This window comes from Oceanimonas aquatica (assembly GCF_030732065.1).
Taxonomy (GTDB): Bacteria; Pseudomonadota; Gammaproteobacteria; order Enterobacterales; family Aeromonadaceae; genus Oceanimonas.
This window is the reverse complement of the sequence record NZ_JAVBHX010000003.1, coordinates 285,905-310,150: the sequence shown is the minus strand read 5'-3', so window position 1 is coordinate 310,150 and position 24,246 is coordinate 285,905. Positions and strand designations below refer to the sequence as shown.

The window sequence follows — 24,246 nt, the reverse complement described above, 5'->3', positions numbered from 1 at the left end:
CCGCCGATCACCGGTCTCACCTGGCAGGCAAAACACCGGGCTCTAGTCGTCATTTCCCCGTTCCGGCTGCGCCAGCTCGATGCTGCATACCCGGTTACGGCCGCCTTGTTTGGCCTTGTACAACTGATTATCGGCGGCATTGAGCAGCACCGCCTGAGTCACGCCCATGTCTGGCTGCACGGTGGCCACCCCAATGCTGACCGACACCAGATCACTGGTCGGCGATTGAAGGTGTTCGAGCTCCAGGGCCCGGACTGCGTTCAGCATTACCCGGGCCCGGTCCATGGCGCCGGCGTGGGGCGTGTTGGGCAGCAGACAGGCAAATTCCTCGCCGCCATAGCGCGCCACCAGATCGTCAGGGCGTCGTACCGAGGCACTCAAGGCTTCGGCAATGCGGGCCAGACAGTGGTCGCCGGCCGGATGGCCATAGTGATCGTTGTATTGCTTGAAATGGTCCAGATCGATCAGCATCAGTGAAAACGGATGTTCATCGCGCAGGCAGCGACGCCAGCCAATCTGAAACTGCTCATCAAACTGGCGGCGGTTGGCCACTCCGGTCAGGCCATCGATCAAGGCAATGGATCTCAGTATGTCGCTTTGCAGCTTGAGCGCCAGGTGCGTTTTTACCCGGGCCATGACGGTCACCGGATGAATGGGCTTGGTAATAAAGTCCACGGCGCCGCATTCAAAGCCAAGCGCCTCATCTTCCGCATCGTTCCGGGCGGTGACGAAAATAACCGGAATCTCTCTGGTCTCGCGGCAGGCCTTGAGTTGCCGGCACAGCTCATGCCCTCCCAGGCCGGGCATCACCACGTCCAGCAGAATGATGTCGGGACGCTGTTCACGGCAGATGGCCATCACCTGTTCGGGCTCTGTGCTCATCAGCACCTCAAGGTGGCCACGAAAAATACCATGCAGCACACGAATATTCATGGGTTGATCATCCACAACCAGCACCCGTAACGGGTCACGCCGGTGGGGCAGGGCATTCATCAGCTCATCAAGCATCGGCGTTCTCCAGCAGATCAAGGACAATACGGTGGGCGGCAGTAAAGTTCAGCTTTTGCACCTCGGCCACCAGCTGAGTCAGCAAGTCGTTGCCGGAGTGCGGAAGCAAAGCCAGTTCTTCGACCACTTCCACTGCCCGCAGGTTACCGGCCTTGAGCAATTCCAGCAGTGACTCAAACTGTTCATGCAGCTCGGCCATATCCAGTGTGCCGCTGGGGGCTTGCTCGGCGTCATCCAGGGAAGCAACCCGGGCGAGGCTGGCCTGCAAGCTCGCCTGGCCGCTGGCGAGCTGCTGTGCCAGCTCGTGCACCGTGCCGGCATCGAACGCCGTGAAGGTCTGAGCGTCATGGCCGCGAACCTCCTGCTCAAGGGCGGCAAACCGGGCCGCCAGGCCACACAGGCCCATGGTGCCTGCCATGCCCTTGAGGGTATGCAGGCTGGCGCTGACCGCCTCACCGTCGCCCTCGGCCAGCCGGGCTTCCAGGGTTTTCAGCTCGGCCATTGTGCTGGCATCGAAATTGTCGAGCATGGTGCGGTAGAGGCGGACATCGCCACCAAAACGTTTGAGAATGATGTCCAGGCTTTCAATCCCGGCCGGTGGTTGTCGGGTGGGCCTGGGCCCGGTGACGGGCGCATGGCGCATCACCCCGAGGATCCCGCTCACCATCTCGTCGGCGTCGATGGGTTTGCCCAGATGACCATTCATGCCGGCCCGCATGCAGGCCTGGCGGTCTTCTTCCGATACGTTGGCGGTCATGGCCAGAATCGGCAATGTGGCGCACTCGCGATGACGGCGAATACGCCGGGTCGCCTCAAGGCCGTCGATATGGGGCATCTGCATGTCCATCAGCACCACATCAAAGGCGTCGGGCGTGTCCGTCACCTTTTGCACCCCTTCGAGCCCGTCTTCGGCAACGGACACAGTGGCGCCTTCACTGGCCAGCAGCTCGGCGGCCACCTGGCGGTTGAAGGCATTGTCTTCCACCAGCAGCAGGCGCAGGCCGTCGAGCCGAAGCGTGCCGGCACTGTCCGGTGCCGGGCCGACTGCCTCGGCGCGGTCCCGGCCCAGGGCGTATTCAATGGCGTCCACCAGTTGCCGGGTGGTCACCGGCTTGGTCAGAAAGTCACTGAAGGGGGGATTCGCCTGGCGCTGCACCCCGGCCAGGGTGTCGTGTTCATGGGCGGTGATCATGATAATGGGGGCAGGGTTGCTTCGGGCCTGCATTTGCGCCGCAATGTCCAGGCCGCTCGGGCCGGGCAGCAGGCAGTCCAGCAACACCAGGTCAATAGTCTGCCGATCAATGGTGGTCAGCGCGTCTTCGCCACGGGCCACGCAGCTGACCCGATAGCCCTGGGCACTCAGGGTGGCCTCAAGAATGCCGGAAGACACCCGGTTGTCGTCGACCACCAGAATGTGGGCCTGGGTCAGGGCAAGGGCTGGCTGAACACTCTCCGCTCCGGCCAGGCCAAAATCCACCTCAAACCAGAAGCGGCTGCCAGCCCCCTGGGTACTGCTGACCTTGAGCTTGCCGCCCATCAGGCCGACCAGACGGCGGCTGATCACCAGCCCCAGGCCCGTACCACCAAAGCGCCGGGTGGTAGACGCCTCGGCCTGGGTAAAGCCTTCAAAAATACGCTCCAGCTTGTCGCCGGCAATGCCGATACCGGTGTCGGTCACCGCAAAGCACAGCCGGGCCCGTTGATCTTCCCGGTGGGTGACCCGCACCTGCACCACCACTTCGCCCCTGTCGGTAAACTTGATGGCATTGCCGGCCAGATTGATCAGCACCTGTTGAAGGCGCAGCCTGTCACCGATCAGCTGTTCCGGCAGGGCCGGATCAAGATCAAACATCAGCTCTACGGGTTTGTCGGCCAGGTTGCCCGCCAGCACGATGCCGAGATCCTGCAGCAACTGCTCCGACTCAAACAGGTGAGGTTCCAGTTGCAGCTTGCCCGCTTCTATCTTGGAGTAGTCCAGAATATCGTTGAGCAGGGCCAGCAGGGAACGGCCGGCCGACTGGGCCTTGGAAACATAATCCTGTTGCCGCGCATTGAGGCCGGTTTTTTGTACCAGCTGCAGCATGCCCAGAATGGCATTCATGGGAGTGCGGATCTCGTGGCTCATGTTGGCTAGAAAGTTGGACTTGGCCTGACTGGCCTCGTCGGCCTTTTGTTTGGACCAGCGCAGGCTGGTTTCCAGCTCGCGCTGGCTGGTAATGTCGATATTGATGCCGGTGACCTGCTCGGCAACCCCCTGGGCATTACGCACCACCTGAGCCCGGGCCTGCATGATGCGGATCTGCCCACCGGGCTGAACAATGCGAAAGGTGGGCTCATAGACCCCGGTTCCGTTTACCGCCGCCTGCAGGCTGGCCACGACCATGTCCACATCGTCGGGATGAACACGGGCACGCCACTGCTCATAACTCAACCCTTGCCGGCGTAATGACAGGGGCAGCTGGTAAAGCTCAAACATTCTGTCATTCCAGGTGAGGGTATTGTCTGCCAGGCTCCAGCTCCAGATCCCCATTTCCGCCACCTCGGCGGCCATGACCAGCTCGGCGGTGCGCTGGGCCACCTGGGCTTCCAGGTTGCTGTTGAGGTCGAGAATTTTTGCTTCGGCCACTTTCTGAGGAGTAATGTCGCGCACGGTTTTGGATGCGCCCACCACGCGGCCGGTGCTGTCCCTGAGGGGCGACATGGTGATGGAGGCATGAAACGGGTCGCCGTTTCTGCAACGGCGTATGGTTTCAAACTGGGGAATGGCTTCACCGGCGCGTACCCGATTGGTGATATCGGCTTCTTCCTGCTGAAATTCCTCCGGCACCAGCAGCTCGGCAAAACGCTGGCCCATGGCCTCGCTGGCATCAAAACCAAAGATGCGCTTTGCGCCGCGGTTCCAGGAAGTGATGCGGCCGTCCAGCGTCTGGCTGATGATGCCGTCTTCGGAGCTTTCCACGATGGCGGCCAGCTGGGCCTGCTCTGCGTGGATCTGGCGGCGGTTGCTGCGACTGAGGCTGATCATGCCGGTCAGGGCGGCGGCCAGTAGGGCCACCAGCGCGCCCAGCAAAAACAGCTGCAGCGGAGAAAACAGGTGCAGGTTGTCAATAAACAGTGGGCGCACGCTGAAACGTGACTCCCACTGGCGGCCATACATGTCAAACTGCGCGGTTTGCGTGTGCAGTAATGACGAGTCTGCCGGATCGGTGTAATAAAAGGCTTCTTCCTGGCCGGTACGGGTCACATCCCACAGCTCCAGGTGCGTGGCCTCGGTGTTAAAGGGCAGGTCGGCCAGCACATCCTTCATCAGCAGTGGCGCATAGCTCCAGCCATAGGCTCTGGCCTGGCGTTCGGCCTGGGTGGCGGGTGTCTCGCCTCCCTCATAAACGGGCATCAGGATCAAAAAGGACTGCTGTGGGTTACCGGTGGCCTGTACCAGGGTAATGGGGCCGGTAATGCGCACGTCGCCGGTGCGTATGGCCGCGTCGGCGGCGGCCCGGCGATGGGCCTCGGAGCCAATATCGAGCCCCACCGCTTCAATGTTGCGATCCACCGGCTCGATATACTGGATCACATAGCGCTCGCGCTGATGGGGGCTGAGCTCCTTGATGCGAAAGTCGGGCCAGCCATCAATCCTGGCCTGTTGAGTAAACTCGGCCTCGTCGGTCCGGGGCACCCGGCGAATAAAGCCAAAGCCCCGCGCGCCGGGAAACTCCGCATCAATGTCCCGTGAGCGGCTGTAGCGCTGAAACAGTTCCCGGTTGATGCCGTGCTCCCCGGCCGACAGTATTGCCCCACGGGCACCGCTCAGGCCGTAATGATAGAGGGAGAGCCGCTCCCGTACCGCTTGCTGAGCCTGCTCGGCGGCCTTGCCGACGGCCTGGTCGACTATGCCCTCGTTGGTGATATGCAATTTCCATGCTGCCAGTGCGCTGAGCAGCAGACCGCCGGCCAGGGTAAGCTGAACCCAGCGTCCACACAGTGCGCTGTTGAGGTGAAGTGGCATCCCATGCCTCCGTATTATTATGTGACTGGCGTGCTGCGCCATGTTTATTATTCGGTTATCAGGAGCCGGTACTGACGGTAATACCGGTTTCAAGCAACTGGCTCATGTCGGCAAAGGGAATGGGCCGGCAATAGAGGAACCCTTGCATTACGGTGCACCCCAGGGTCAGCAACGCGGCCTCCTGAGCCTGGGTTTCTACGCCTTCGGCGACCAGCTCCATGTCCAGCGCCTGGGCCATTTTGATAATGGCTTCAATGATCACCGCATCGCTGTGATCATCGAGAATGCCGCGCACAAAGCCCTGGTCGATTTTCAGTACGTCCACCGGGAACAACTTGAGGTAGGTGAGGCTGGAATAGCCGGTACCAAAGTCATCAATGGCAATGCGCACGCCCAGTTGTTTTAATTGCATCAGGGTTTCCTGAGAGCCATGTTTGCCGGTGGCGAGCACCCCTTCGGTAATTTCCAGTTCAATCAGCTCCGGGCTGGCGCCGGTCTCGGACAGAATACGGCTGACATCGGCAATAAAGTGCTCGTCCCTGAGTTGCACCACCGAGATATTCACGCTGATACGCATCGTGTACCCTGCTTCCCGCCAGTGGCGGGCATCCCGGCAGGCCTGCGTCAGTACCTGCTTGCCCATGGGAATGATCTGGCCGGTTTTTTCCGCCAGGGGAATAAAATCGCCCGGCGGGATCAGATGACCGTCGGCGCCCCGCCAGCGTATCAGGGCCTCAACGCCGGCAATCTGTTTTTGCCTGGCTTCCACCTTGGCCTGGTAGAACACCTCAAAGGCGTTGGCGTCCAGCGCCGCCTGTATCTGGCGCTCAAGCAACAGACGGGCACGCATGCAGGATTCGATTTCAGAAGAAAAAAAGCTGTAGCGATTTTTGCCATTGGCCTTGGCCTGATGCATGGCGGTTTCGGCGTGCCGCAGAATGGACTCACAATCATTGCTGTCGTCGGGAAAAACACTGACGCCAATGCTGCCGGTCAGGTGGTAATCGCGCTCCTCAAGGTGAAAGGGCTTTGACAGCAATGCCAGTAATCGTCCGGCGTAGTCGCCCACGGCGCTGACCGCGGGCAGATCCGGCAGCAAAATAATAAACTCGTCGCCTCCCGGCCGGCTGACGGTATCTCCCGCCCGGGAGTGCTGGGTCAGCCGGTTGGCGACCTGCTGAAGCAGCCGGTCGCCCTGGGGCAGGCCTTCCGAATCGTTGATTTCCTTGAAATTGTCGAGATCGAGCAGGATCAGCGCCACGCGCTCGTCGTCACGGCGGGCCTGGTGAATGGCCTGGGTGATCCTGTCCTGCAACAGAATGCGGTTGGGCAGGCGGGTCAGCCGGTCCTGATTGGCCAGCGCCATGGCCATTTGTTTCAGCCGCACATGAATGCGGATCCGGGCCCGGGCAACGGGAATATTGACCGGCTTGGAAAGAAAATCGACACCGCCCATTTCCAGCGCCTGTATTTCAAGCTCGGCCTGATTGTGGGCGGTCACAAAAATAATGGCGGCGTCATTGAGCTCGGGATCGGATTTAAACGCTTCACACAATTCAAATCCATTCATACCGCGCATTTTAATATCCAGTAATACCAGATCGGGCTTTACCCGGCTGGCCAGTTCAAGGGCCTGGTTGCCGCTGGTGGCAAAATGAACCACCCCCAGGCCCCTGGCAGCTTCTCCAAGCAGCTGAATATCACTGATCTGGTCATCAACAATCAGAATGACTGCTTCGTGACAGAGTAAATCATCATGCATTCCATTGCTCCCGGTGAAGCAGAGCGCCTTTTGGATAAAAGAAAGACGGTATTAAAAATATGCGGGTACAAGTCGATGATTGACTCCAAACGACTCCTAGTCAAGGTTATTTTTTGAAAGGGTGATAGTCCACTGCGTTAAGAAAAGAAGCAGGGATAAAGTCGGCAACGGTGCCGGGGCAGTAGCGCCTTCGGTATTGCACGGAAGGCGCGAATGAATTTAAAGACTCGCTACCAGTCGGGCGCCCAGATCGTCGGCCACCTGCTCCCAGCCGCCGGCCAGCGCCCGTACCAGCGCCGGGTAGCCGTCTTCATCGAGGGGCGTTTCCACGCGGAAAGCCTGTTGGTCAAGCAGCTCGCCCTGCTCACTCAGTAACTGCCAGTGTCCCTGGACCAGCGCCACACCGTCGTAGCGGCCCTGAAAACGGTTCAGCTGCAGGCGGACTTCACGGGCCGGTGTGTTGCCGGCTCTGGGCTCTCCGCGGGAAATGACCTGAGCCCGGGGCAGGCTGGCGCCGAGGCGCTCGATCAGCAGCTGGCGCAGCTGGCCGGGCAGGGCCTCGGCCCAGAGATGATTGCGGGCCTCGTGCACTTCAATGTCGTCGAGCTGCATCACGATGCCGTCGCCTTCCAGAAACGCGGCCATGGTGATGGGAGCCACCATCACCGCCAACCGGGCCTGGTGCTGTTGGCTGGCGGTGGTCGCCGGCAGCAGGTAGGCGGCTGTGCCGGTATCATTGCTGCCGGCACAGCCGGTGAGGGCCAGGCCGAGCAGCAGCGGCAGGGTGCAAAGACGTGGGGTGGTGAATGGCATCATTTGGCGGCCCTCGGTTGTGGATCCTGAGTGGGAGTGCGGTCGAAGATCAGCGCGTTGGGCTGATCGTTGAGGGTGCGAAGCACGGGTTGCATGTCTGCCATCAGCTGCTCCAGCCGCGACAGGGTCTGGGTCAGCTCGTTATAGCCCTGGGAGTCGGGGGCAAAGCCTTCCAGGGTGTCGTTCAGCTGGCGCAGGGTCTGGTTGACGCTGGCGGGGAGTTCACCGGTGGCCGGATCCGCCAGCAGGGCGTCTACCGAAGCGGCGATGCGGTTGACCTTGTCCATGGTCTGTTGAGTGGCCACCAGGGTGTTGTTGAGGTTATCGACCACCGGCTCGATCTGGAGGTTGTTGAACTTGTCGAGCAGGTTCGACACCTTTTGTTCAATCTGGGCAAAGCCGCCGGTAGTGGTGGGAAACACCCGCCGTTCCACAAAGGTCATGGCCTGCACGTCGGCGGCGTCGGGGTGGAAGTTGAGATCCACAAACAGGGCGCCGGTGAGCAGGTTGCCGGCCTTGAGCGATGCCCGCAGGCCGTGACCGAACATGCGTTCCAGACGAGCATACCAGGCCCGGGTGTCGATCACCTCACTGGTGTTGTCAAAGCGCTGAGGTTCGATGCGAATGAGCACCGGAATGGCAAAGCGGCTCAGGGAGTCGGGTTGCGGCGCGGTGAAGTGCCAGGGCACGCTGACCACAGATCCAATGCGTACACCCCGGTATTCCACCGGCGCGCCCGGCTCCAGCCCACGCACCGTGTCGTCCACCAGCAGCACGTATTCCAGGTATTGATCATAACTGCCTTCGTTGGCGCTTTCCTCGTCGGCGAACAGCACATAGTTGGCGTTGGCTTTGGCAGGATGCCCCATGGCGGTGTTGTCGGGCACGCCAAAGGTGATGCCACCGCCGACCAGAGATTCGAGTGAGCCTACGTTAACCCGAAAACCCTGGGAGTCCAGACGCATGTCGATACCGGAGCTGGTCCAGAACCGGGTGGTGCTGGTCACCAACACATCGTAGGGAGACTGAATATAAAGCCGGTGGCGCATTTCCCGTTTTTCGGCGTCAAATTCGCTGTGCTCCACCCGTCCTACGGTATAGCCCTGATAGCTGACCGGATCGCCGGTAGAGATGGCATTGCCCACCTGGCTGATCAGGTTGATGCGCAGTCCGGGCGCATCGGGCGGCGCCACCGGCGGCTGCTCCAGCACCTGAAAGCGGCGTTTTGACTGTTCGCTGCTGCCGGGCAGCAGCTGTATATAGGCGCCGGACAGCACGGTATTAAGGCCGCTGATGCCTTCCCGGCCGATGCGTGGCTTGACCACCCAGAAGCGGGTGTCGTCGTTGAGCATGTCTTCTGCCTGAGGACTCATGCGGGCGGTGATCAGGGCGTGCTGCAGATCGTCCGACAGCCTGACCCGCTCCACCCGGCCCACTTCCACGTTACGGGTCTTGATCAGGGTTTTGCCCGCTTCAATGCCTTCGGCATTGTCCATCACCAGGGTGATGGACGGCCCGAGCTTGCTCAGGTTGTCATAGATCATCCAGGCGCCGATCAGAACCGCCACCAGGGGCACGATCCAGATGGGCGACAGGGAGCGCTGTGTCTTGCGCTCGGCGCGGGGGGAATCAGACATGGTTCGGTTCCTTGCGGTTCTCGTTGTTATTGTGCGTGGCACCTGCCCAGATGGCGCGTTGATCAAACAGCATGGCCGCCAGCATGGTTAATACCACCACGGCGGCAAAGGCCAGCGCCGCCGGGCCGGGCTCGATGGACATCAGATTGCCGTTGCGGATCAGGGCCACCAGTATGGCCACCACGAACACGTCCACCATGGACCAGCGCCCCACAAATTCGGTAATGCGATAAAGACGAATGCGGCTCATGGGACTGAGGGCGGCCTGTTCGTGCCTGACGATATAACACAGCCACAGCAGGGCCAGGATCTTGCAGACCGGCACCAGAATGCTGGCGGTAAAGATAATAAAGGCGATGGGCCAGTCGCCGTGCTGAATAAACAACAGCACACCACCAATAATGGTGGACGGCGAGCTGCTGCCAAGGGAGGTGGTCACCATAATGGGGTACAGGTTGGCGGGCAAATACATGATCACCGACGCCGCCAGCAGCGCCAGGGTGGCCTGGTTGTTGATGCCATGCCAGGGATGCAGCGGCTCGTCGCAGCGCCGGCAACGGGCCTTGCCGTGCGCGGGCAGGGCGTTCACCAGGCCACAGGTGGCACAGCCACACAGGTTTTGTTCGCTGGCGGTGCGGCCGGGCACGGCGCCCGGGGGGGCCATGGCGCGCCGGTCGAGGGAAAACCACAGCCAGTCCTTGTCTACCGACTGGGTGGTCATCAGCAATAACAGGGCAAAGGCGCAAAAGGTCCAGAACGACATGCCGAGCTCGATGTCGGCCATGCCTACCACCTTGATAAGACTCACCAAAGTGCCGATCACAAACACGTCCGCCATCATCCAGGGTGTTACATGGCGCAGGGTACGGGCAATTTGCCGGCTGCGGGGCAGCGGGCGGCCCAGCAGCATGCCGGCGCACAGCCAGCTCACACTGAGCAGGTACACCAGCGGCAGAATAATCACCGTCAGCAACACGCACAGGGCCACCAGCGGCTGGTGCAGGCCGATAAGAATGGAGGCACTGTCGGTCAGCTCAATGCGGTTGCCGATGCCGCTCAGCTCAAAGCCGATAAAGGGAAAGGCCACCGACAGCGCCAGGGCGGTCAGGGTGGCCAGGGCCAGCGCCAGGGAGCGCTCGGCCGGATTGGCATGGCGGCGCACCAGGGTGTGGCCGCAGCGCGGACAGTCGGCCTTTTGCCCGGGGGCAAGGCGCGGCAGTGCCACCAGCAGATCGCATTCGTGACACACCCGCAGGCGCCGGCGGGAAACGGTCCGGCGACGATGCGGCTGTGCAGTGATGGCCGGCGTGTGTGGCGAGTCTGACAAGTAAGCACCCAAAACAATGAAGAATCAGTAGCTTGATACTACGACAGCTGGTCACGGGGAACAAAGATGAATCCGTGCCCCGCGACCGGAAACAGGATTGTATACATAACATGACATTTTTGTTTCAGGTTTGTCCCGGGCTGCCGATAAGGCATCAGACATAATCCCGTTGTTTATGGTAGGAGAACAAGGTGTTCCGCAATATTAATATCGGCCTGAGATCGGCCCTGGCTTTTGGCGCCATTGGCGTCTTGATGCTGTTCCTGGGCGTGCTCAGCCTGGTGCAGCTGGCCAGCCTGAATCATCAGATAGGCTGGTTGGTGAACCATGATGTGCCCAGCCTGACCGCGGTGGAAAACATCGACAAGGAATTTTTGCGCATTCGTCTGCACAGCCTGGCGTTGACCAACTCGGCACAGGCCTAGAAGCGGGCCGAATCCCGGGCCAACCTGGAAGCCGCCCGGGAAAAACTCAACGGCTTCAAGCAGGAGTACGATCAGCTCGCTCGTTTGCCCGAAGCCCGGGCGCTGATTGACCGTTTTAATACGGTCGAGGCCCGCTACTGGCAGGCCCATGGCCGCATCATGAACCAGGCTGAAGCCGGCGACGTGGCCGGGGCCAACCTTGCTTCGCGACTGGAGCTGGCCCCCCTGGCGGAAGAGCGAGGAGCTGGAGCAAGCGGCTACGGCGGTGAATGAAATGACCGCCGCGGTGGAAGAGGTGGCACGCAATGCCTCCAGCACCTCCCAGGAGTCGGAGCTGGCCGATGAGCGGGTCCAGTTTGGCCGCGACCGGGTTGGCCAGACCGTTACCTCCATGGAAGGCCTGGCCGGCGAAATTGGCGACACCATGAATAACATTGAGAGCCTGGCGGTGCGGGTGAACGACATCACCAGCGTGCTCGACGTGATCCGCGCCATTGCCGATCAGACCAACCTGTTGGCCTTGAATGCCGCCATTGAAGCCGCCCGCGCCGGCGAGTCGGGCCGGGGCTTTGCGGTGGTGGCCGATGAAGTACGGGCCCTGGCGCACCGTACCCAGGAGTCCACCAAGGAAATCGAGCAGATGATCCAGGCGGTGCAGCGGGGCTCGCAGGATGCGGTAACCGCCATGAAGAGCAGCAATGAGCGCACCACCGACACCCTGAGCATTGCCCGTGAAGCCGGCGAGACCCTGGCGCAGATCGCCACCAGCATCTCCGGCATCAATGACCGCAACGTGGCCATAGCCAGCGCCGCCGAGGAGCAGGCTCACGTGGCCCGGGAAGTGGACGGCAATCTGGTTAACATTCGGGACCTGTCGGTACAGAGCGCCGCCGGAGCCAACCAGACCAGCGCCTCCAGTCAGGAACTGGCCCGCCTGGCCGGCGAGCTTAATACCCTGGTGAACCGCTTTGCGATTTAACCAGACCAGCTAACTCCTGCTGCTCGGGTCGCTCCTTCGCGTCATGACAGGCTGGATCCCATAAAAAAGCCCCGCAAGAGCGGGGCTTTTTATTACCGGCAAGAAAATGCTTACAGTACGGCGGCGATGCCGTCACACAGGGCGTCGATGTTCGCCTTGGTGATGCCGGCCACGCTGATGCGGCCGGAGCCGACGATGTAGATGCCGAATTCGTCCTTCAGACGCGCTACCTGCTCCGGAGTGAGGCCGGAGAAGGAGAACATGCCGTTCTGGCGGGCGATAAAGCTGAAGTCCTTGGCGACGCCACGGGCGGCCAGCTTTTCCACGAACAGGGTGCGCATTTCCTGAATGCGATCCCGCATTTCCGCCAGCTCCGCCTGCCAGTCGGCATAGAGCTCGGGGTCATTGGCAATAATGGCCACCACGTTGGCGCCGTGGGAAGGCGGGTTGGAGTAATTGGCGCGAATAATGCCCTTCACCTGGCTGAAGCTGGTGTTGGCAGTGTCGGCATCCTTGGCGACCAGGGTAAAGGCACCCACGCGCTCGTTGTAGAGACCGAAGTTCTTGGAGAAGGAGCTGGCGATCAGCAGCTCGGGGTTATGCTTGGCAAACTCGCGCAGACCAAAGGCGTCTTCTTCGGTGCCCTGGGCAAAGCCCTGATAGGCGAAGTCGAACATCGGCAGCCAGCCCTTGTCGGCAGACAGCTTGGCCAGCTGTTGCCACTGCTCGGCGGTGGGGTCAATGCCGGTGGGGTTGTGGCAGCAACCGTGCAACAGCACCACGTCACCGGCCTTGGCGTCTTCCAGGCTGGCCAGCATGGCGTCAAAGTCCAGATCCTTGGTGTCGGCGTTGTAGTAGCCGTATTCCTTCACTTCCAGACCGGCGGCGGTAAACACGGCACGGTGGTTGGCCCAGGTAGGGTTGGAGATCCAGATGGTGTTGGTGTCGAGCTGGCGGGCGATGAACTCGCCGGCGATGCGCAGGGCACCGGTACCGCCCGGGGCCTGAGCGGTGCGGGCACGCTGCTCGGCAATAATGCTGGCGTCGGCACCAAACAGCAGTTTCTGTACTACCTGACCATAGGCTTCAATGCCTTCTATGCTGAGATAGTTTTTGGTGGTTTGCTCCTGCACCAGGCGCGCTTCGGCCTTTTTTACACAGCGCAATACCGGGGTCTGGCCGGCTTCGTCTTTGTAGATACCAACGCCCAGGTTGATTTTGTCGGCACGGGTATCTTTACGGAACGCATCGGTCAGACCCAGAATGGGGTCGGCCGGTGCAGCAGTGACCTTCTCGAACATAGTGTTGTCAATTCCTTCTTGTAAAAACGAGTGTGGTCGCCAGGCGACGGTCTTTAGTTATAACACTTGCGCCGGTATTAAAAAACGGCTTTGCCGGAATTTAGCGGGCGTCGCTACGCCAGGCATCGCATGCGGGGTATCCGTTGCCGGCTATCGGTTACGCCGCGGCCAGCGCCGGCCGCACCAGCACCCAGTAACTGGCCAGGGCCAGCCAGGCGCACAGGCTCATGACCAGCACCATGGGCAGGGCCGAGACCGCGTGACTGGCATTGACCGCAAAGGTGGCCACGGCCCCCAGGCCAAAGCGTACCGTGCCCGCCAGCGCCGAGGCGGTACCGGCCGATTCAGGGAAATGACTGAGCAGCCCGGCCATGGCATTGGCACCCACCAGGCTTATCTGGGCAATCAGTACCATCACTGCCGGCACCAGCCCCCACAGGCCGCCAAACCCGGTGATGCCATTGAACAGCAGGGCCACGCCGGCGAGAGCGGCCAGGGTCAGGCCGGTTTTCAGCAGCCGGTCGCTGCCCAGATGCCTGACCAGCCGGCTGTTGCCAAAGGTCAGTATCATCATCAGCACGATGTTCATGGCAAACAGCAGGCCGTAATGCTGGGCCGGCACGCCGTAGAGCTCGATGTACACCAGGGGCGAGCCGGAAATGAACGCAAACATGGCGGCCGTGGTCAGACCGCCGCAGCCGATGTAGCCCACCGCCGCCCGGTGGCGCAGCACCTTGCCGTAGTTTTGCAGCACCGGCCACATGCGAAAGGGCTGGCGGTGTTCGGGCTTCAGGGTCTCGGGAATCCGAAGGGCCAGCGCCACCGTTACCAGGGTGCCGATGATCGCCAGCAGCACAAAGATGCTGTGCCAGTGGCCAATCAGCAGCAGGTAACCACCGACGATGGGCGCCACCAGCGGCGCCAGGGTCATCACCAGAATCACCAGCGACATCACCCGGGCAAACATGTCTCGCTCGAACATGTCGCGCAGCAGGGCGTTGAGCACCACGGAGCCGGCGGCGCCGCCGATGGCCTGTAACAGACGAAAGGCCATCAGGGTTTCAATGCTGTCGGCCACGGCACAGCCCAGGCTTGCCAGGGTAAACAGGGCCAGCCCGCCCAGCATCACCGGTTTGCGTCCCACCGAGTCGGCCAGCGGTCCGTACAACAGTTGTCCCAGGGCAAAGCCTGCCAGAAACACGCTGATGGTGAGCTGGGCCTGGGACACGGGCACGCCCAGATCCCGGGCAATGGTTGGCAGGCTGGGCAGGTACATGTCGATAGCCAGGGGAGTGAGCCCGGCCAGGCTTGCCAGCAACAACAGCAGTGAAAAGGGCAGTGCCATAACGTCACCAAAGGTTACAAAAGAAACATCCGGCCATGATAGCACCGCCGTCAAGGCCAGTGTCAGGGTTCAAAGGGATAAATATGCAGCCGGGGGATCAGCGGTTCGCCGCCAATGCGTGCGGCCCGGCGCTTTCGGGTTTTGGTGGGCGGGTAGTCACACAGGTGAGTGATGGCGGGCAGTTCGTCCTGGCACAGTAACAAGGGCAAATGGGCCTTGAACTGCTGCTGGCGGGGGCTGAGCGGCTCGCGCCAGCGCACATTGACCATGGGGTGGGTTTTGACCGGCCGGCGCAGGCGCAGCTCAACATGAGCCGGCAGGCGTTTGACGTCGTAGACTTCCCGATCCACGCACTGCAGCCAGGTGTGGGCATCCACCAGGGGAGGGGGATGGTTGCGGCTTTGCATCAGTTGCTCCACCAGCCTTGTTTTGTCGACTTTCTGAATGATCTGCTTGTTGGCCCAGGTAAACCCCAGGCGCATGGCCGCATGGGGCAGCAGGGTAAGCTGGCGGTATACCTGCAGGGTAACCAGGCCGGGAAAGGTGTCGTGCACCAGGGTGAATTTTTTGTCCTTGTCGTCGAGCCGCTGTACCAGGGCACGAAAGGCCAGTTTGAGCCGGTTGACTTCGTCTATCAGAGGCTCAACCAGCGAACGGCTGGCGGCCGGCAGCAGCACAAAGCCGGGCAGACGAAAACTGGCCTTGGCGGAGCAGTCGGGCTGAATATGCCAGCGGCCAAGGGCGGCAAGGGCGGTGTCGAGGGCAGGCTGACCACTGAGCTGCTCCTGTACCGGAATCTGTTCAACGGGATCGTGCTCCTTGCCCTGAGCGACCTCGGGTAACCGGTAACAGCAGGCCCGGGGAGAGTTACCGGCCTCGGCTCTGACGAGCTGGTTCAGGCTGGCGAGGGCGGCCTCAAGCAAGGACATGGTATGGCGAAGTTCGGCGGCCAGTGTAAACATTGCTATTATGCCAACATACAAATGGTGTCTTAATATTAACCTGACCTGAACCAGGTGCAACCATTAATCATTTATGCTTACAAAAAAATAATGCTTTTATTTAACATAAGGTATTGCGGGGCGTATTATCGACAAAAAAAGCCAGGTACAAATTCCGTGTACCTGGCTCAGGGGAATGGCTCATTAGCTGAGCCGTGCGCTAGTAAGAGAACACCCGAGGTCGGGCGCCCTCTGTTTGAATTTTAGACATTAATCCCGAGTCCGCCAGCCATGAGCAAAAGAGGGGAGTCATGAGTGGCTTGCAATTCGGTAACCGGCTGATTACTGTATGCATATACAGATAAGGAGTCCACCATGGCCGTAGAAGTTCAATATCGCGTAGTACGCAACGGAATTGAGAAGATGACCTTTACCAACAAGAAAGAGGCGGACGCCTACGACCGCCTGCTGGATCTGGCCGAGCACATTGAAACCGTGCTGGAAAGCGCCCCGGTTGCCCTGGATGAAAACGACCGGGAAGCCCTGGCCCTGTTCCTGGCACAGAATCAGGCCGAGCTGTCGGGCCCGAAAAAGAAGCCCGCCAAAAAAGCCGACAAGGCAGACAAGGCGGGCGATGACGCGGTCAAGGCCGTGGCCTGAGTTGACCGTCTCACCGGCGTGGTACGGTCAGCTAATCAGCTATACAGGGTCCGGTACAGCCCCGGCTGTTCGAGCAGCTCAAAGTGAGTGCCGGACTGACTGATCCTGCCGTCCTCAAACACGATAACCCGGTCAGCCTGACGCACCGAGCTTAGCCGGTGCGCCACGATCAGGGTTGTGCGACCTTTCAGAAAGCCCGACAGCGCCTGATGCAGTCGCTGCTCGGTGTCGGTATCCAGTGCCGAGGTGGCCTCGTCCAGGATTACGATGGCCGGGTCTTTCAAAATCATTCTTGCCACCGCCAGTCGCTGTTGCTGGCCTCCCGACAGCCGCACACCCCGGCGGCCGATTTCGGTATCCAGGCCCTTGTCCATGGCCGCCACCACATCGTCAAGCTGGGCCACCTTCAGTGCCTGCCAGATGGCCTCATCATCGTGATCATCGCCCAGGTTGAGGTTGGCGCGTACCGTGTCGTTAAAGAGCACCGGCTGCTGCAGCACGGTGGCCACATGCTCGCGAATGGTGGCAAAACCAATGTCGGCACTGCTGACTCCACCAAAGCGAATGTCGCCGCTGTCGGCGGGGTAGAGGCCCAGCAACAGCTGAATAAAGGTGGACTTGCCACCACCACTGGCCCCCACCAGGGCCACCTTCTCGCCGGCGGCAATGCTCAGGCTGATATCGTCCAACACCCGGCGTTCACCATCGTAGGAAAAACCGAGGTTGCGCACCTCTATCGGCAGGGTGGTGACCCCGGCAAACGGATTAACCCGGCCGGCGGGCGCATCCTCACCCCCCAGGGTCAGCATGCCGTTAATGCGCTTGCGGGCGGCATCGGCGGCATAAAAGGAATACTGCATGTTGAGCAGCTCCTGCACCGGCCCCATCATGAACCAGAGGTAACTGAACACCGCAAAAATCTGTCCCACGGTCAGATCGGTGTACAGCACCATGATCATGCCCACGGCCCGGAACAACTCCACCCCGGACAAAAACAGCAGAAAACTGGCCTTGCCGGCCGCCTCGCTCTTCCAGTGATACTCTACGGCGGTGTCGCGCACGCCCCGGGCCCGGTCGATCACCCGTAACAGGTAATGACGTTCACGGTTGGCGGCGCGAATTTCCTGAATGCCGTCCAGGGTTTCCACCAGCGCCTGCTGAAACAGCTCGAACGCCTTGTTTTCGTTGCGCTTCAGGTGTTTGACCTTGGACCCCAGCCGGCTGGAGAAGTACACCACCACAGGGTTCAGCAACAAAATGAACAGACCCAGCTGCCAGTTCAGCAGCAGCAGTACCACGGCGGTGCCCAGTACGCTGAGCAGGCTGATCAGCAGCCGGCTCAGGGTTTCCCCCAGAAACTTGTCGAGGGTTTCCACGTCGGTTATGTAATGGGAGCTGACGGTGCCGGCCCCCATCGATTCAAAGGTCCGCATGGGGGTACGCATCAGCTGACGGGTCAGGCGACGCCGGATCTGAAAGGTAATGTGCTTGGCCACCCGGGCGAACTGGCGCCCCTGCAGAATATTGAATGCCAGCGCCATAAATCGCAGCAGCAGGGTCACCAGTAGTACTGCCAGAATGTAGCCTACGCCGGTCTGCCAGTGGTCGGGTAGCAGGGGGTTGAGCCCGGCGATTAGGGTGCCCGGCTGCTCCAGCAGCACTTCATCCACCAGCAACGGCATCAGCAACGGCACCGGCACCGCCAGCAGGGTACCGATAATGGCCAGTAAATGGGCATTGATCAGCAGTCGCTTGTGACGACGCATCATGCCGGTCAGCACCGACCAGTGCAGAACGGGGCTGTTCGGTTCTTTTTTACTCATTCACCACCATCATTGGTTTTCATTTTGTAAAAGCGCAGGTAAGTTAAGCCAAAATTGCCAACCTACTGACACCATGAGTGAAAAAAACGCATTTTATCAAAGCCTGACCGCTCAGGCACTGGCCCTGTGCGAAGGGGAACCCAACCGCATTGCCAAGCTGGCCAACCTCTCCGCTCTGCTGAACCTGTCTCTGGACGAGATCAACTGGGTCGGTTTTTACCTGCGCGAGCAGGATGAACTGGTGCTGGGCCCGTTTCAGGGCAACCCGGCCTGCGTACGCATTCCCATTGGGCGTGGCGTGTGCGGTACCGCCGCGGCCAGCAACCAGGTTCAGCGCGTGGCCGATGTTCACGCCTTTGCCGGCCATATCGCCTGCGATGCGGCCAGCAACGCGGAAATAGTGCTGCCCCTGAGTGATGAAAACGGTGTGGTTTGGGGTGTACTCGACATCGACAGCCCGGTGCATGATCGTTTTGACGCTGACGATGAAGCCGGCCTGACCACCCTGGTGAACAGCATACTGCCCCTGCTATAACATGCCGGGGTCGCTTTTGTCCGTGCGCCCCTTATAATGTGAAGGTTTCAACGGGCGGTGCGCCCACTGGTTTCAAATCCCAAGGTATTTCATGGAAAACTCCGAAAAACTGAAAAACAGCAAAGAAGTCATCGCCTACCTGGCCGAGCGCTTTCCCGAGTGTTTTATTGCGGCGGGCGAAGCCAAGCCGCTCAAGATTGGTATCTTTCAGGATCTGGCGGAACGCATGGCCGATGATCCCAAGGTATCCAAGACCCTGCTGCGCACCGCCCTGCGCCAGTACACCTCCAGCTGGCGTTACCTGCACGGCCTGAAGGCCGGCATGAGCCGCGTTGATCTGGACGGCAATCCCTGCGGTGAGCTGACCCAGGAGCACGTTGATCACGCCAAACAGGCCCTCAAGGACAGCAAGGAAAAGGTCTTTGGTCCGCGCAAGGAAAAGCCGGCCGGTAAAAAGCCCCGTCCTCGGGCAAAAAAGGTCGATCCCGCGAAACTCGCTGTTGAGCAGAATGTCAAAGTATTGCTGGGCAAGTCGCCGGTTCCCGCTACCATTAAGGAAGTGACCCGCGACGACGTTCAGGTAGAGCTCAAAACCGGCATGTCGGTTCGCGTCAAGTTCGATCACATAGTTCTCTGAGGAGTAGGGTTTGATCAGTCACGGAATTCGTTTTTCCCTGGTGGCCGCCGGCGTGCTGGCCGCCGGGCTAGCCCGGGCGGTGACGCCGGCCGTTGAGGCCGATGCCATTCCCGTTCTGGCTCCGGAAAGTCAGCATGCGGCTGCGGCCAAGCGGATTACCGCGCTGTTCACTCGCTCTCATTACAAGCAGTTCAGGCTGGATGATGCCTTTTCCGAGACGATTTTCACTCGTTATATCGAAAGCCTGGACTACAGCCGCAACATCTTCACTCAGGAAGATCTGCGCCGTTTCGAGCGTTACCGCGACAGTTTTGACGATCTGCTGCGGGCCGGCCGGCTCGACGCCGCCTTTGACATGTACAACGAGAGTCTGCGGCACCGTTACCAGCGCCTCAGCTATGCGTTGTCGTTGCTCGATACGCCGATGAATTTTGACGACGCCGAAGACTACCAGTTTGACCGCACCGAGGCCGACTGGCCCGCCAGCCAGCGAGAGCTGGATGAGCTGTGGCGCAAGCGGGTCAAGTTCGACGCCCTCAGTCTCGCCCTGGCCGACAAGGACTGGAGCGAGATCAAGACCACCCTCACCAAGCGCTACAACAACGCCATCAAGCGGTTGTCCCAGAGTGAGAGTGAGGATGCCTTTCAGAGTTTTGCCAATGCCTTTGCCCGGGCCATTGAGCCCCACACCAGTTACCTGAGTCCGCGCAACGCCGAACGCTTTGAAACCGAGATGAACCTCTCTCTTGAGGGCATCGGTGCCGTGCTGCAGGCGGAAGACGACTACACCGTCATCCGCTCTCTGGTACCGGGTGGTCCGGCGGCCCGGTCCAGCGAGCTACAGCCCGACGACCGTATTATCGGGGTAGGGCAGGAAGCCGATAAAATCACCGATGTGATCGGCTGGCGGCTGGATGAAGTGGTGGATCTGATCAAGGGGCCCAAGGGCACCCGGGTGTGGCTGCAAATTCAGCGTGGCCAGGCCGTGACCACCACGCCGCGCATCGTTGAGCTCACCCGTGATACCGTGCGCCTAGAGGACAGGGCCGCCAACGGCAAGGTGCTGGAGGTGAACGATCAGCGCATTGGGGTGATTGAAATTCCCAGTTTCTACGTCAACCTGAGCGTGGACGTGGCCCGGGAAATCGACAAGCTCAAGCAGCAGAACATTCTGGGCCTGGTGATTGACCTGCGCGCCAACGGCGGCGGCGCACTGACCGAGGCCTCCGCGCTCACCGGCCTGTTTATTGACAGCGGTCCCGTGGTGCAGATCCGTGACGGCCTTGGCCGCATTTCGGTGAACGGCGATGACGACGAACGCATCAGTTATGGCGGCCCCATGGCGGTGCTGGTGGATCGCTATTCCGCTTCGGCGTCGGAAATTTTCGCCGCCGCCATGAAGGACTACGGCCGGGCGGTGATCCTGGGCGAAAACACCTTTGGCAAGGGCACGGTGCAGCAGCACCGCAGCCTGTCGCGCATTTACGATCTGTACGAAAACCCCATGGGATTTGTGCAGTTCACCATCGCCAAGTTCTACCGCATTAATGGCGGCAGCACCCAGAACCGGGGGGTGAGCCCGGACATTCCGTTCCCTACTGCGATCGATGCCGATGAAACCGGTGAAAGCCTGGAGAAAAACGCATTGCCCTGGGATCAGATTGACAGCCTCGACTTTGCCCATGTGCGTGATTTGTCGCCCTATCTGCCCAAGCTGCGTCAGCGCCATCAGGCCCGCATTGAGCAGGATCCCGAATTCGCCTATGTGTTCGAAGACATTCGCGAATACCAGAAGCTCAAAGAGAAAAATTCGGTGTCCCTGAACCTGACCGAGCGCAAGGCCGAGCTCAGCGAGCAGGACGCCCGCTCGCTGGAGCGCCTCAACGACCGCCTGCGCCGGGCCAACCTCAAACCGGTGGACACCCTGGACGACGCGCCCAAGGACTTTGAGCCCGAAGACAGCTACCTGCAGGAAGCCGCACGCATCACCGCCGATCTGGCCAGGTTGCTGGGCTAATTCATTGCCATTCGGGGCCTTTGTGGCCCCGTTTTTTCACGTCATTTCTTCTTTCATCATTTTAACGAGATTCACTATGAGCCAAACCCAACCTCAGGTGCAATATCGCGACGATTATCAGCCACCCCATTACTGGATTGACACCCTGGATCTGGACATTCAGCTGTACGACACCGCCACCGAGGTGGTGGCCATCAGCCGGGTGCGCCGCAACGGTGAGCACAACGAACCCCTGGTGCTGGATAGTGAGCAGCTGGAGCTGTTGTCGGTCTCGATAAACGGTGTTGAAACCTCACAGTTCGAACAGGGCGAGGGGAGTCTGGTACTTCCCCAGGTGCCCCAGGAATTCGTGCTGACCATTAAGAACCGCATCAACCCCGCCGCCAATACCGCGCTGGAAGGGCTGTACAAGTCCGGCGATGCCTACTGCACCCAGTGTGAAGCGCAGGGGTTTCGCCGTATCACCTATTACCTGGACCGCCCCGATGTGCTGGCCCGCTTCAGCACCCGCATTACCGCCGATGCCGAAGCCTGTCCGTTTATGCTGTCCAATGGCAACCGGGTGGGGCAGGGCGTGCTCGATGATGGTCGCCACTGGGTGCAGTGGCAGGATCCCTTCCCCAAGCCTGCCTACCTGTTTGCGCTGGTGGCCGGAGACTTTGACGTGTTGCGTGACAGCTACACCACCCAGAGTGGCCGGGAAGTGGCGCTGGAAATTTTCGTCGACAAGGGCAACCTGCACCGCGCCGGTCACGCCATGGACAGCCTCAAGGCCTCCATGCGCTGGGACGAGCAGCGCTGCAATCTGGAATACGATCTCGATATCTACATGATAGTGGCGGTGGATTTCTTCAACATGGGGGCCATGGAAAACAAGGGCCTGAACGTGTTCAACGCCAAGTTTGTGCTGGCCGATGCCCAGACCGCCACCGACGATGATTACCTGGACGTGGAACGGGTGATCGGTCATGAATACTTTCATAACTGGACCGGCAACCGGGTCACCTGCCGGGACTGGTTTCAGCTGTCACTGAAGGAAGGTCTGACGGTATTCCGGGATCAGGAATTTTCTTCTGATCTGGGCTCGCGCACCGTGAACCGTATTCACAACGTACGTATTATGCGCGGCCCTCAATTTGCCGAAGACGCCGGCCCCATGGCCCATCCCATTCGTCCCGACGCCGTGATCGAGATGAATAACTTCTATACCCTGACGGTGTACGAAAAGGGATCGGAAGTCATTCGCATGCTGCACACCCTGCTGGGGGAGCAGGCCTTTCAGGCCGGCCTGGCGTTGTATCTGCAACGTCATGACGGCCAGGCCGCCACCTGTGACGACTTTGTCGCCGCCATGAGCGAGGCCAGCGGCCGGGATCTGACCCGCTTCCAGCGCTGGTACGGCCAGTCGGGCACGCCGGTGCTGACGGTGCGCGATGAGTATGATGCCGACTCTCAGCGCTATACCCTGATCGTGGGCCAGCACACGCCGCCCACCCGGGATCAGCCGGAAAAACTGCCCCTGCACATTCCCCTCAGCCTGGCGCTTTATACCGAGCAGGGCGAACCGGTGCCGCTGATGATGAACGGCCAGTCGGTGGAGTCGGTGCTGGACGTACTGGAAAGCGAGCAGCAGTTCGTGTTTGAACAAGTGCCATCCCGGCCGGTACCGGCCCTGCTGCAGGGCTTTTCGGCACCGGTGAAGCTGGACTATCCCTACAGCGACGAGCAACTGTCGTTGCTGGCCCGGGTCAGTCTGGACGAATTCGTGCGCTGGGATGCGGTGCAGATGCTCATTAACGAAACCGTGCGCCGCAATGTCGAGCTGTTGCAGCGGCGCCAGCCCCCGGTGCTGCCCCGCAGCCTGCTCGACGTGTTCCGCTGTACCCTGGAAGACGCCGTCATGGATCGGGCACTCAAGGCCGAAATGCTGGCCCTGCCGGATCTGGCCAGCCTGCTGGAGCTGTTTGAGCAGGTGGACATCGAACTGCTGGCCCAAGCCCGGGAGCATCTGGCCCGGGAGCTGGCCGAGGCGCTCCAGCCGGCCTGGCAGCAGGCCTATGATGATAACCTGACCCCGGAATACCGCATTGAGCACAGCGACATGGCCCGCCGGGCGCTGAAAAACACCGCCCTGGGTTACCTGGCCCTGACCGGTGCCGGACAGGCGGTCGCCCACCAGTATGACGCAGCCGACAACATGACCGACACCTTGGGGGCCATGCGTGCCGCCGTGCGCGGCGAGCTCGACTGCCGCCACGCCATGCTGGCAGATTTTGAGCAGAAATGGCGGCAAGACGGCCTGGTGCTGGACAACTGGTTCCGTGTACAGGCCACGGCGCCGGGGACCGACACCCTGAACCGGGTCCGTGAGCTGATGAAGCACCCGACCTTCAGTCTGGGCAACCCCAACCGGGTGCGGGCGCTGATCGGCGCCTTCTGCCAGGGCAATCCGGCTCAATTCCATCGTCTCGACGGCACCGGCTACGATTTGCTGGTGGAGGTGCTGACGCAGCTTAACCGCAGCAATCCTCAGGTGGCGTCGCGGCTGCTGACCCCGCTGATCCAGTTCAGCCGGCTCGATGATGACCGCCAGGCATTGATTCGGGCACGGCTGAAACAGCTGATGGACCTGCCGGATCTTTCCCGGGATCTGTTTGAGAAGATCAGCAAGGCCCTGGACTGATGCGACGGCTTCGCTTTCGGCTGACCATTTCCGGGGCCGAATTGCAGCGTTACTACACCGGCCGGGTCTCGGCACTGACGGTAATGACCGAGCAGGGGCTGCGATTGCAGCTGCCCCTGCATCATTTTCGTCGCTTTGTCGGCCATACCGGTCTGAACGGCCGCTTTGAAGTGGTGCTGGACGAGGGCAATGCCCTGCGACAATTGCAGCGTCTGGAAGGATAATAAAACAGCGGAGTTTATCTCCGCTGTTTTATTTCTGGCGCGACTGAAAAATATTATCCAAGGAAATATGCCGTCTTTAAGAATATAAATTCAGTTATTTTTAAAGGCCTTTGTATATATTCC

The 24,246-nt window shown here is 60.5% G+C and carries 19 protein-coding genes; 9 read left to right on the top strand and 10 right to left on the bottom strand.

The genetic code is table 11. The features are described 5' to 3' along the window. Window positions 1–42: 42 nt before the first annotated feature. From Q9290_RS06720 to Q9290_RS06695, 6 genes are all read right to left on the bottom strand, one after another. Window positions 43–1,008 (bottom strand): diguanylate cyclase domain-containing protein, encoded by a 966-nt coding sequence (locus tag Q9290_RS06720; RefSeq protein WP_306078866.1) that lies wholly within the window; start codon window positions 1,006–1,008, stop codon window positions 43–45. Beyond that, on the bottom strand, window positions 1,001–5,014 hold the full coding sequence (locus tag Q9290_RS06715) for a CHASE domain-containing protein (protein ID WP_306078865.1): 4,014 nt from the start codon (window positions 5,012–5,014) through the stop codon (window positions 1,001–1,003). The genes Q9290_RS06720 and Q9290_RS06715 overlap by 8 nt, the downstream gene beginning before the upstream one ends. 58 nt (window positions 5,015–5,072) lie before the next feature. Beyond that, window positions 5,073–6,776, bottom strand: coding sequence for a putative bifunctional diguanylate cyclase/phosphodiesterase (locus tag Q9290_RS06710; RefSeq protein WP_306078864.1), 1,704 nt, complete (start codon window positions 6,774–6,776; stop codon window positions 5,073–5,075). Between the two features lie 219 nt (window positions 6,777–6,995). After that, window positions 6,996–7,592, bottom strand: coding sequence for a PqiC family protein (locus Q9290_RS06705; protein WP_306078863.1), 597 nt, complete (start codon window positions 7,590–7,592; stop codon window positions 6,996–6,998). Then, window positions 7,589–9,226: an intermembrane transport protein PqiB gene (gene pqiB, locus Q9290_RS06700; RefSeq protein ID WP_306078862.1), complete on the bottom strand. Its 1,638-nt coding sequence runs from the start codon at window positions 9,224–9,226 to the stop codon at window positions 7,589–7,591. The genes Q9290_RS06705 and pqiB overlap by 4 nt, the downstream gene beginning before the upstream one ends. Continuing rightward, the gene (locus tag Q9290_RS06695) at window positions 9,219–10,553 is read right to left on the bottom strand and encodes a paraquat-inducible protein A (RefSeq protein WP_306078861.1); all 1,335 of its coding nucleotides are present in this window, start codon (window positions 10,551–10,553) and stop codon (window positions 9,219–9,221) included. Before Q9290_RS06695 ends, pqiB begins: the two co-directional genes overlap by 8 nt. A gap of 191 nt (window positions 10,554–10,744) precedes the next feature. Between Q9290_RS06695 and Q9290_RS06690 the strand changes: the two genes are divergently transcribed. The 3 genes from Q9290_RS06690 to Q9290_RS06680 all read left to right on the top strand — a co-directional run bounded on the left by Q9290_RS06690 (window position 10,745) and on the right by Q9290_RS06680 (window position 11,957). Beyond that, window positions 10,745–10,978, top strand: a complete 234-nt coding sequence (locus Q9290_RS06690) for a hypothetical protein (protein ID WP_306078860.1) — start codon at window positions 10,745–10,747, stop codon at window positions 10,976–10,978. Window positions 10,979–11,062: 84 nt separating this feature from the next. Beyond that, the gene (locus Q9290_RS06685; RefSeq protein ID WP_306078859.1) at window positions 11,063–11,251 is read left to right on the top strand and encodes a hypothetical protein; all 189 of its coding nucleotides are present in this window, start codon (window positions 11,063–11,065) and stop codon (window positions 11,249–11,251) included. Window position 11,252: 1 nt separating this feature from the next. Further along, a complete protein-coding gene (locus Q9290_RS06680) occupies window positions 11,253–11,957 on the top strand; it encodes a methyl-accepting chemotaxis protein (protein ID WP_306078858.1) in 705 nt (234 codons plus the stop codon). 110 nt (window positions 11,958–12,067) lie between these two features. Here Q9290_RS06680 and Q9290_RS06675 read toward each other — a convergent pair whose 3' ends face one another. The 3 genes from Q9290_RS06675 to Q9290_RS06665 form a co-directional block, all read right to left on the bottom strand. Then, window positions 12,068–13,258: an amino acid aminotransferase gene (locus tag Q9290_RS06675; RefSeq protein WP_306078857.1), complete on the bottom strand. Its 1,191-nt coding sequence runs from the start codon at window positions 13,256–13,258 to the stop codon at window positions 12,068–12,070. Window positions 13,259–13,415: 157 nt separating this feature from the next. Continuing rightward, window positions 13,416–14,603: a Bcr/CflA family multidrug efflux MFS transporter gene (locus tag Q9290_RS06670; protein ID WP_306078856.1), complete on the bottom strand. Its 1,188-nt coding sequence runs from the start codon at window positions 14,601–14,603 to the stop codon at window positions 13,416–13,418. A gap of 62 nt (window positions 14,604–14,665) precedes the next feature. Further along, a complete protein-coding gene (locus Q9290_RS06665) occupies window positions 14,666–15,565 on the bottom strand; it encodes a DNA replication terminus site-binding protein (RefSeq protein ID WP_306078855.1) in 900 nt (299 codons plus the stop codon). A 354-nt stretch (window positions 15,566–15,919) separates the two neighbouring features. On the opposite strand from Q9290_RS06665, the gene Q9290_RS06660 reads away from it, so the two are divergent. After that, window positions 15,920–16,204: a YebG family protein gene (locus tag Q9290_RS06660; protein WP_306078854.1), complete on the top strand. Its 285-nt coding sequence runs from the start codon at window positions 15,920–15,922 to the stop codon at window positions 16,202–16,204. Window positions 16,205–16,239: 35 nt separating this feature from the next. Here the strand turns inward: Q9290_RS06660 and Q9290_RS06655 are convergent, their stop codons facing one another. Further along, window positions 16,240–18,027, bottom strand: a complete 1,788-nt coding sequence (locus Q9290_RS06655) for an ABC transporter ATP-binding protein (RefSeq protein ID WP_306078853.1) — start codon at window positions 18,025–18,027, stop codon at window positions 16,240–16,242. A gap of 73 nt (window positions 18,028–18,100) precedes the next feature. Between Q9290_RS06655 and Q9290_RS06650 the strand changes: the two genes are divergently transcribed. The 5 genes from Q9290_RS06650 (at window position 18,101) to Q9290_RS06630 (ending at window position 24,123) form a co-directional block, all read left to right on the top strand. Further along, window positions 18,101–18,562 (top strand): GAF domain-containing protein, encoded by a 462-nt coding sequence (locus tag Q9290_RS06650; protein ID WP_306078852.1) that lies wholly within the window; start codon window positions 18,101–18,103, stop codon window positions 18,560–18,562. Between the two features lie 91 nt (window positions 18,563–18,653). Continuing rightward, entirely contained in the window at window positions 18,654–19,199 is a 546-nt protein-coding gene (gene proQ, locus Q9290_RS06645) for an RNA chaperone ProQ (protein ID WP_306078851.1), read from the top strand. Window positions 19,200–19,209: 10 nt separating this feature from the next. Continuing rightward, entirely contained in the window at window positions 19,210–21,216 is a 2,007-nt protein-coding gene (prc, locus tag Q9290_RS06640) for a carboxy terminal-processing peptidase (RefSeq protein ID WP_306078850.1), read from the top strand. Between the two features lie 76 nt (window positions 21,217–21,292). Continuing rightward, a complete protein-coding gene (gene pepN, locus Q9290_RS06635) occupies window positions 21,293–23,899 on the top strand; it encodes an aminopeptidase N (RefSeq protein ID WP_306078849.1) in 2,607 nt (868 codons plus the stop codon). Next, entirely contained in the window at window positions 23,899–24,123 is a 225-nt protein-coding gene (locus tag Q9290_RS06630; protein WP_306078848.1) for a DUF2835 family protein, read from the top strand. Before pepN ends, Q9290_RS06630 begins: the two co-directional genes overlap by 1 nt. Window positions 24,124–24,246: the final 123 nt, after the last annotated feature.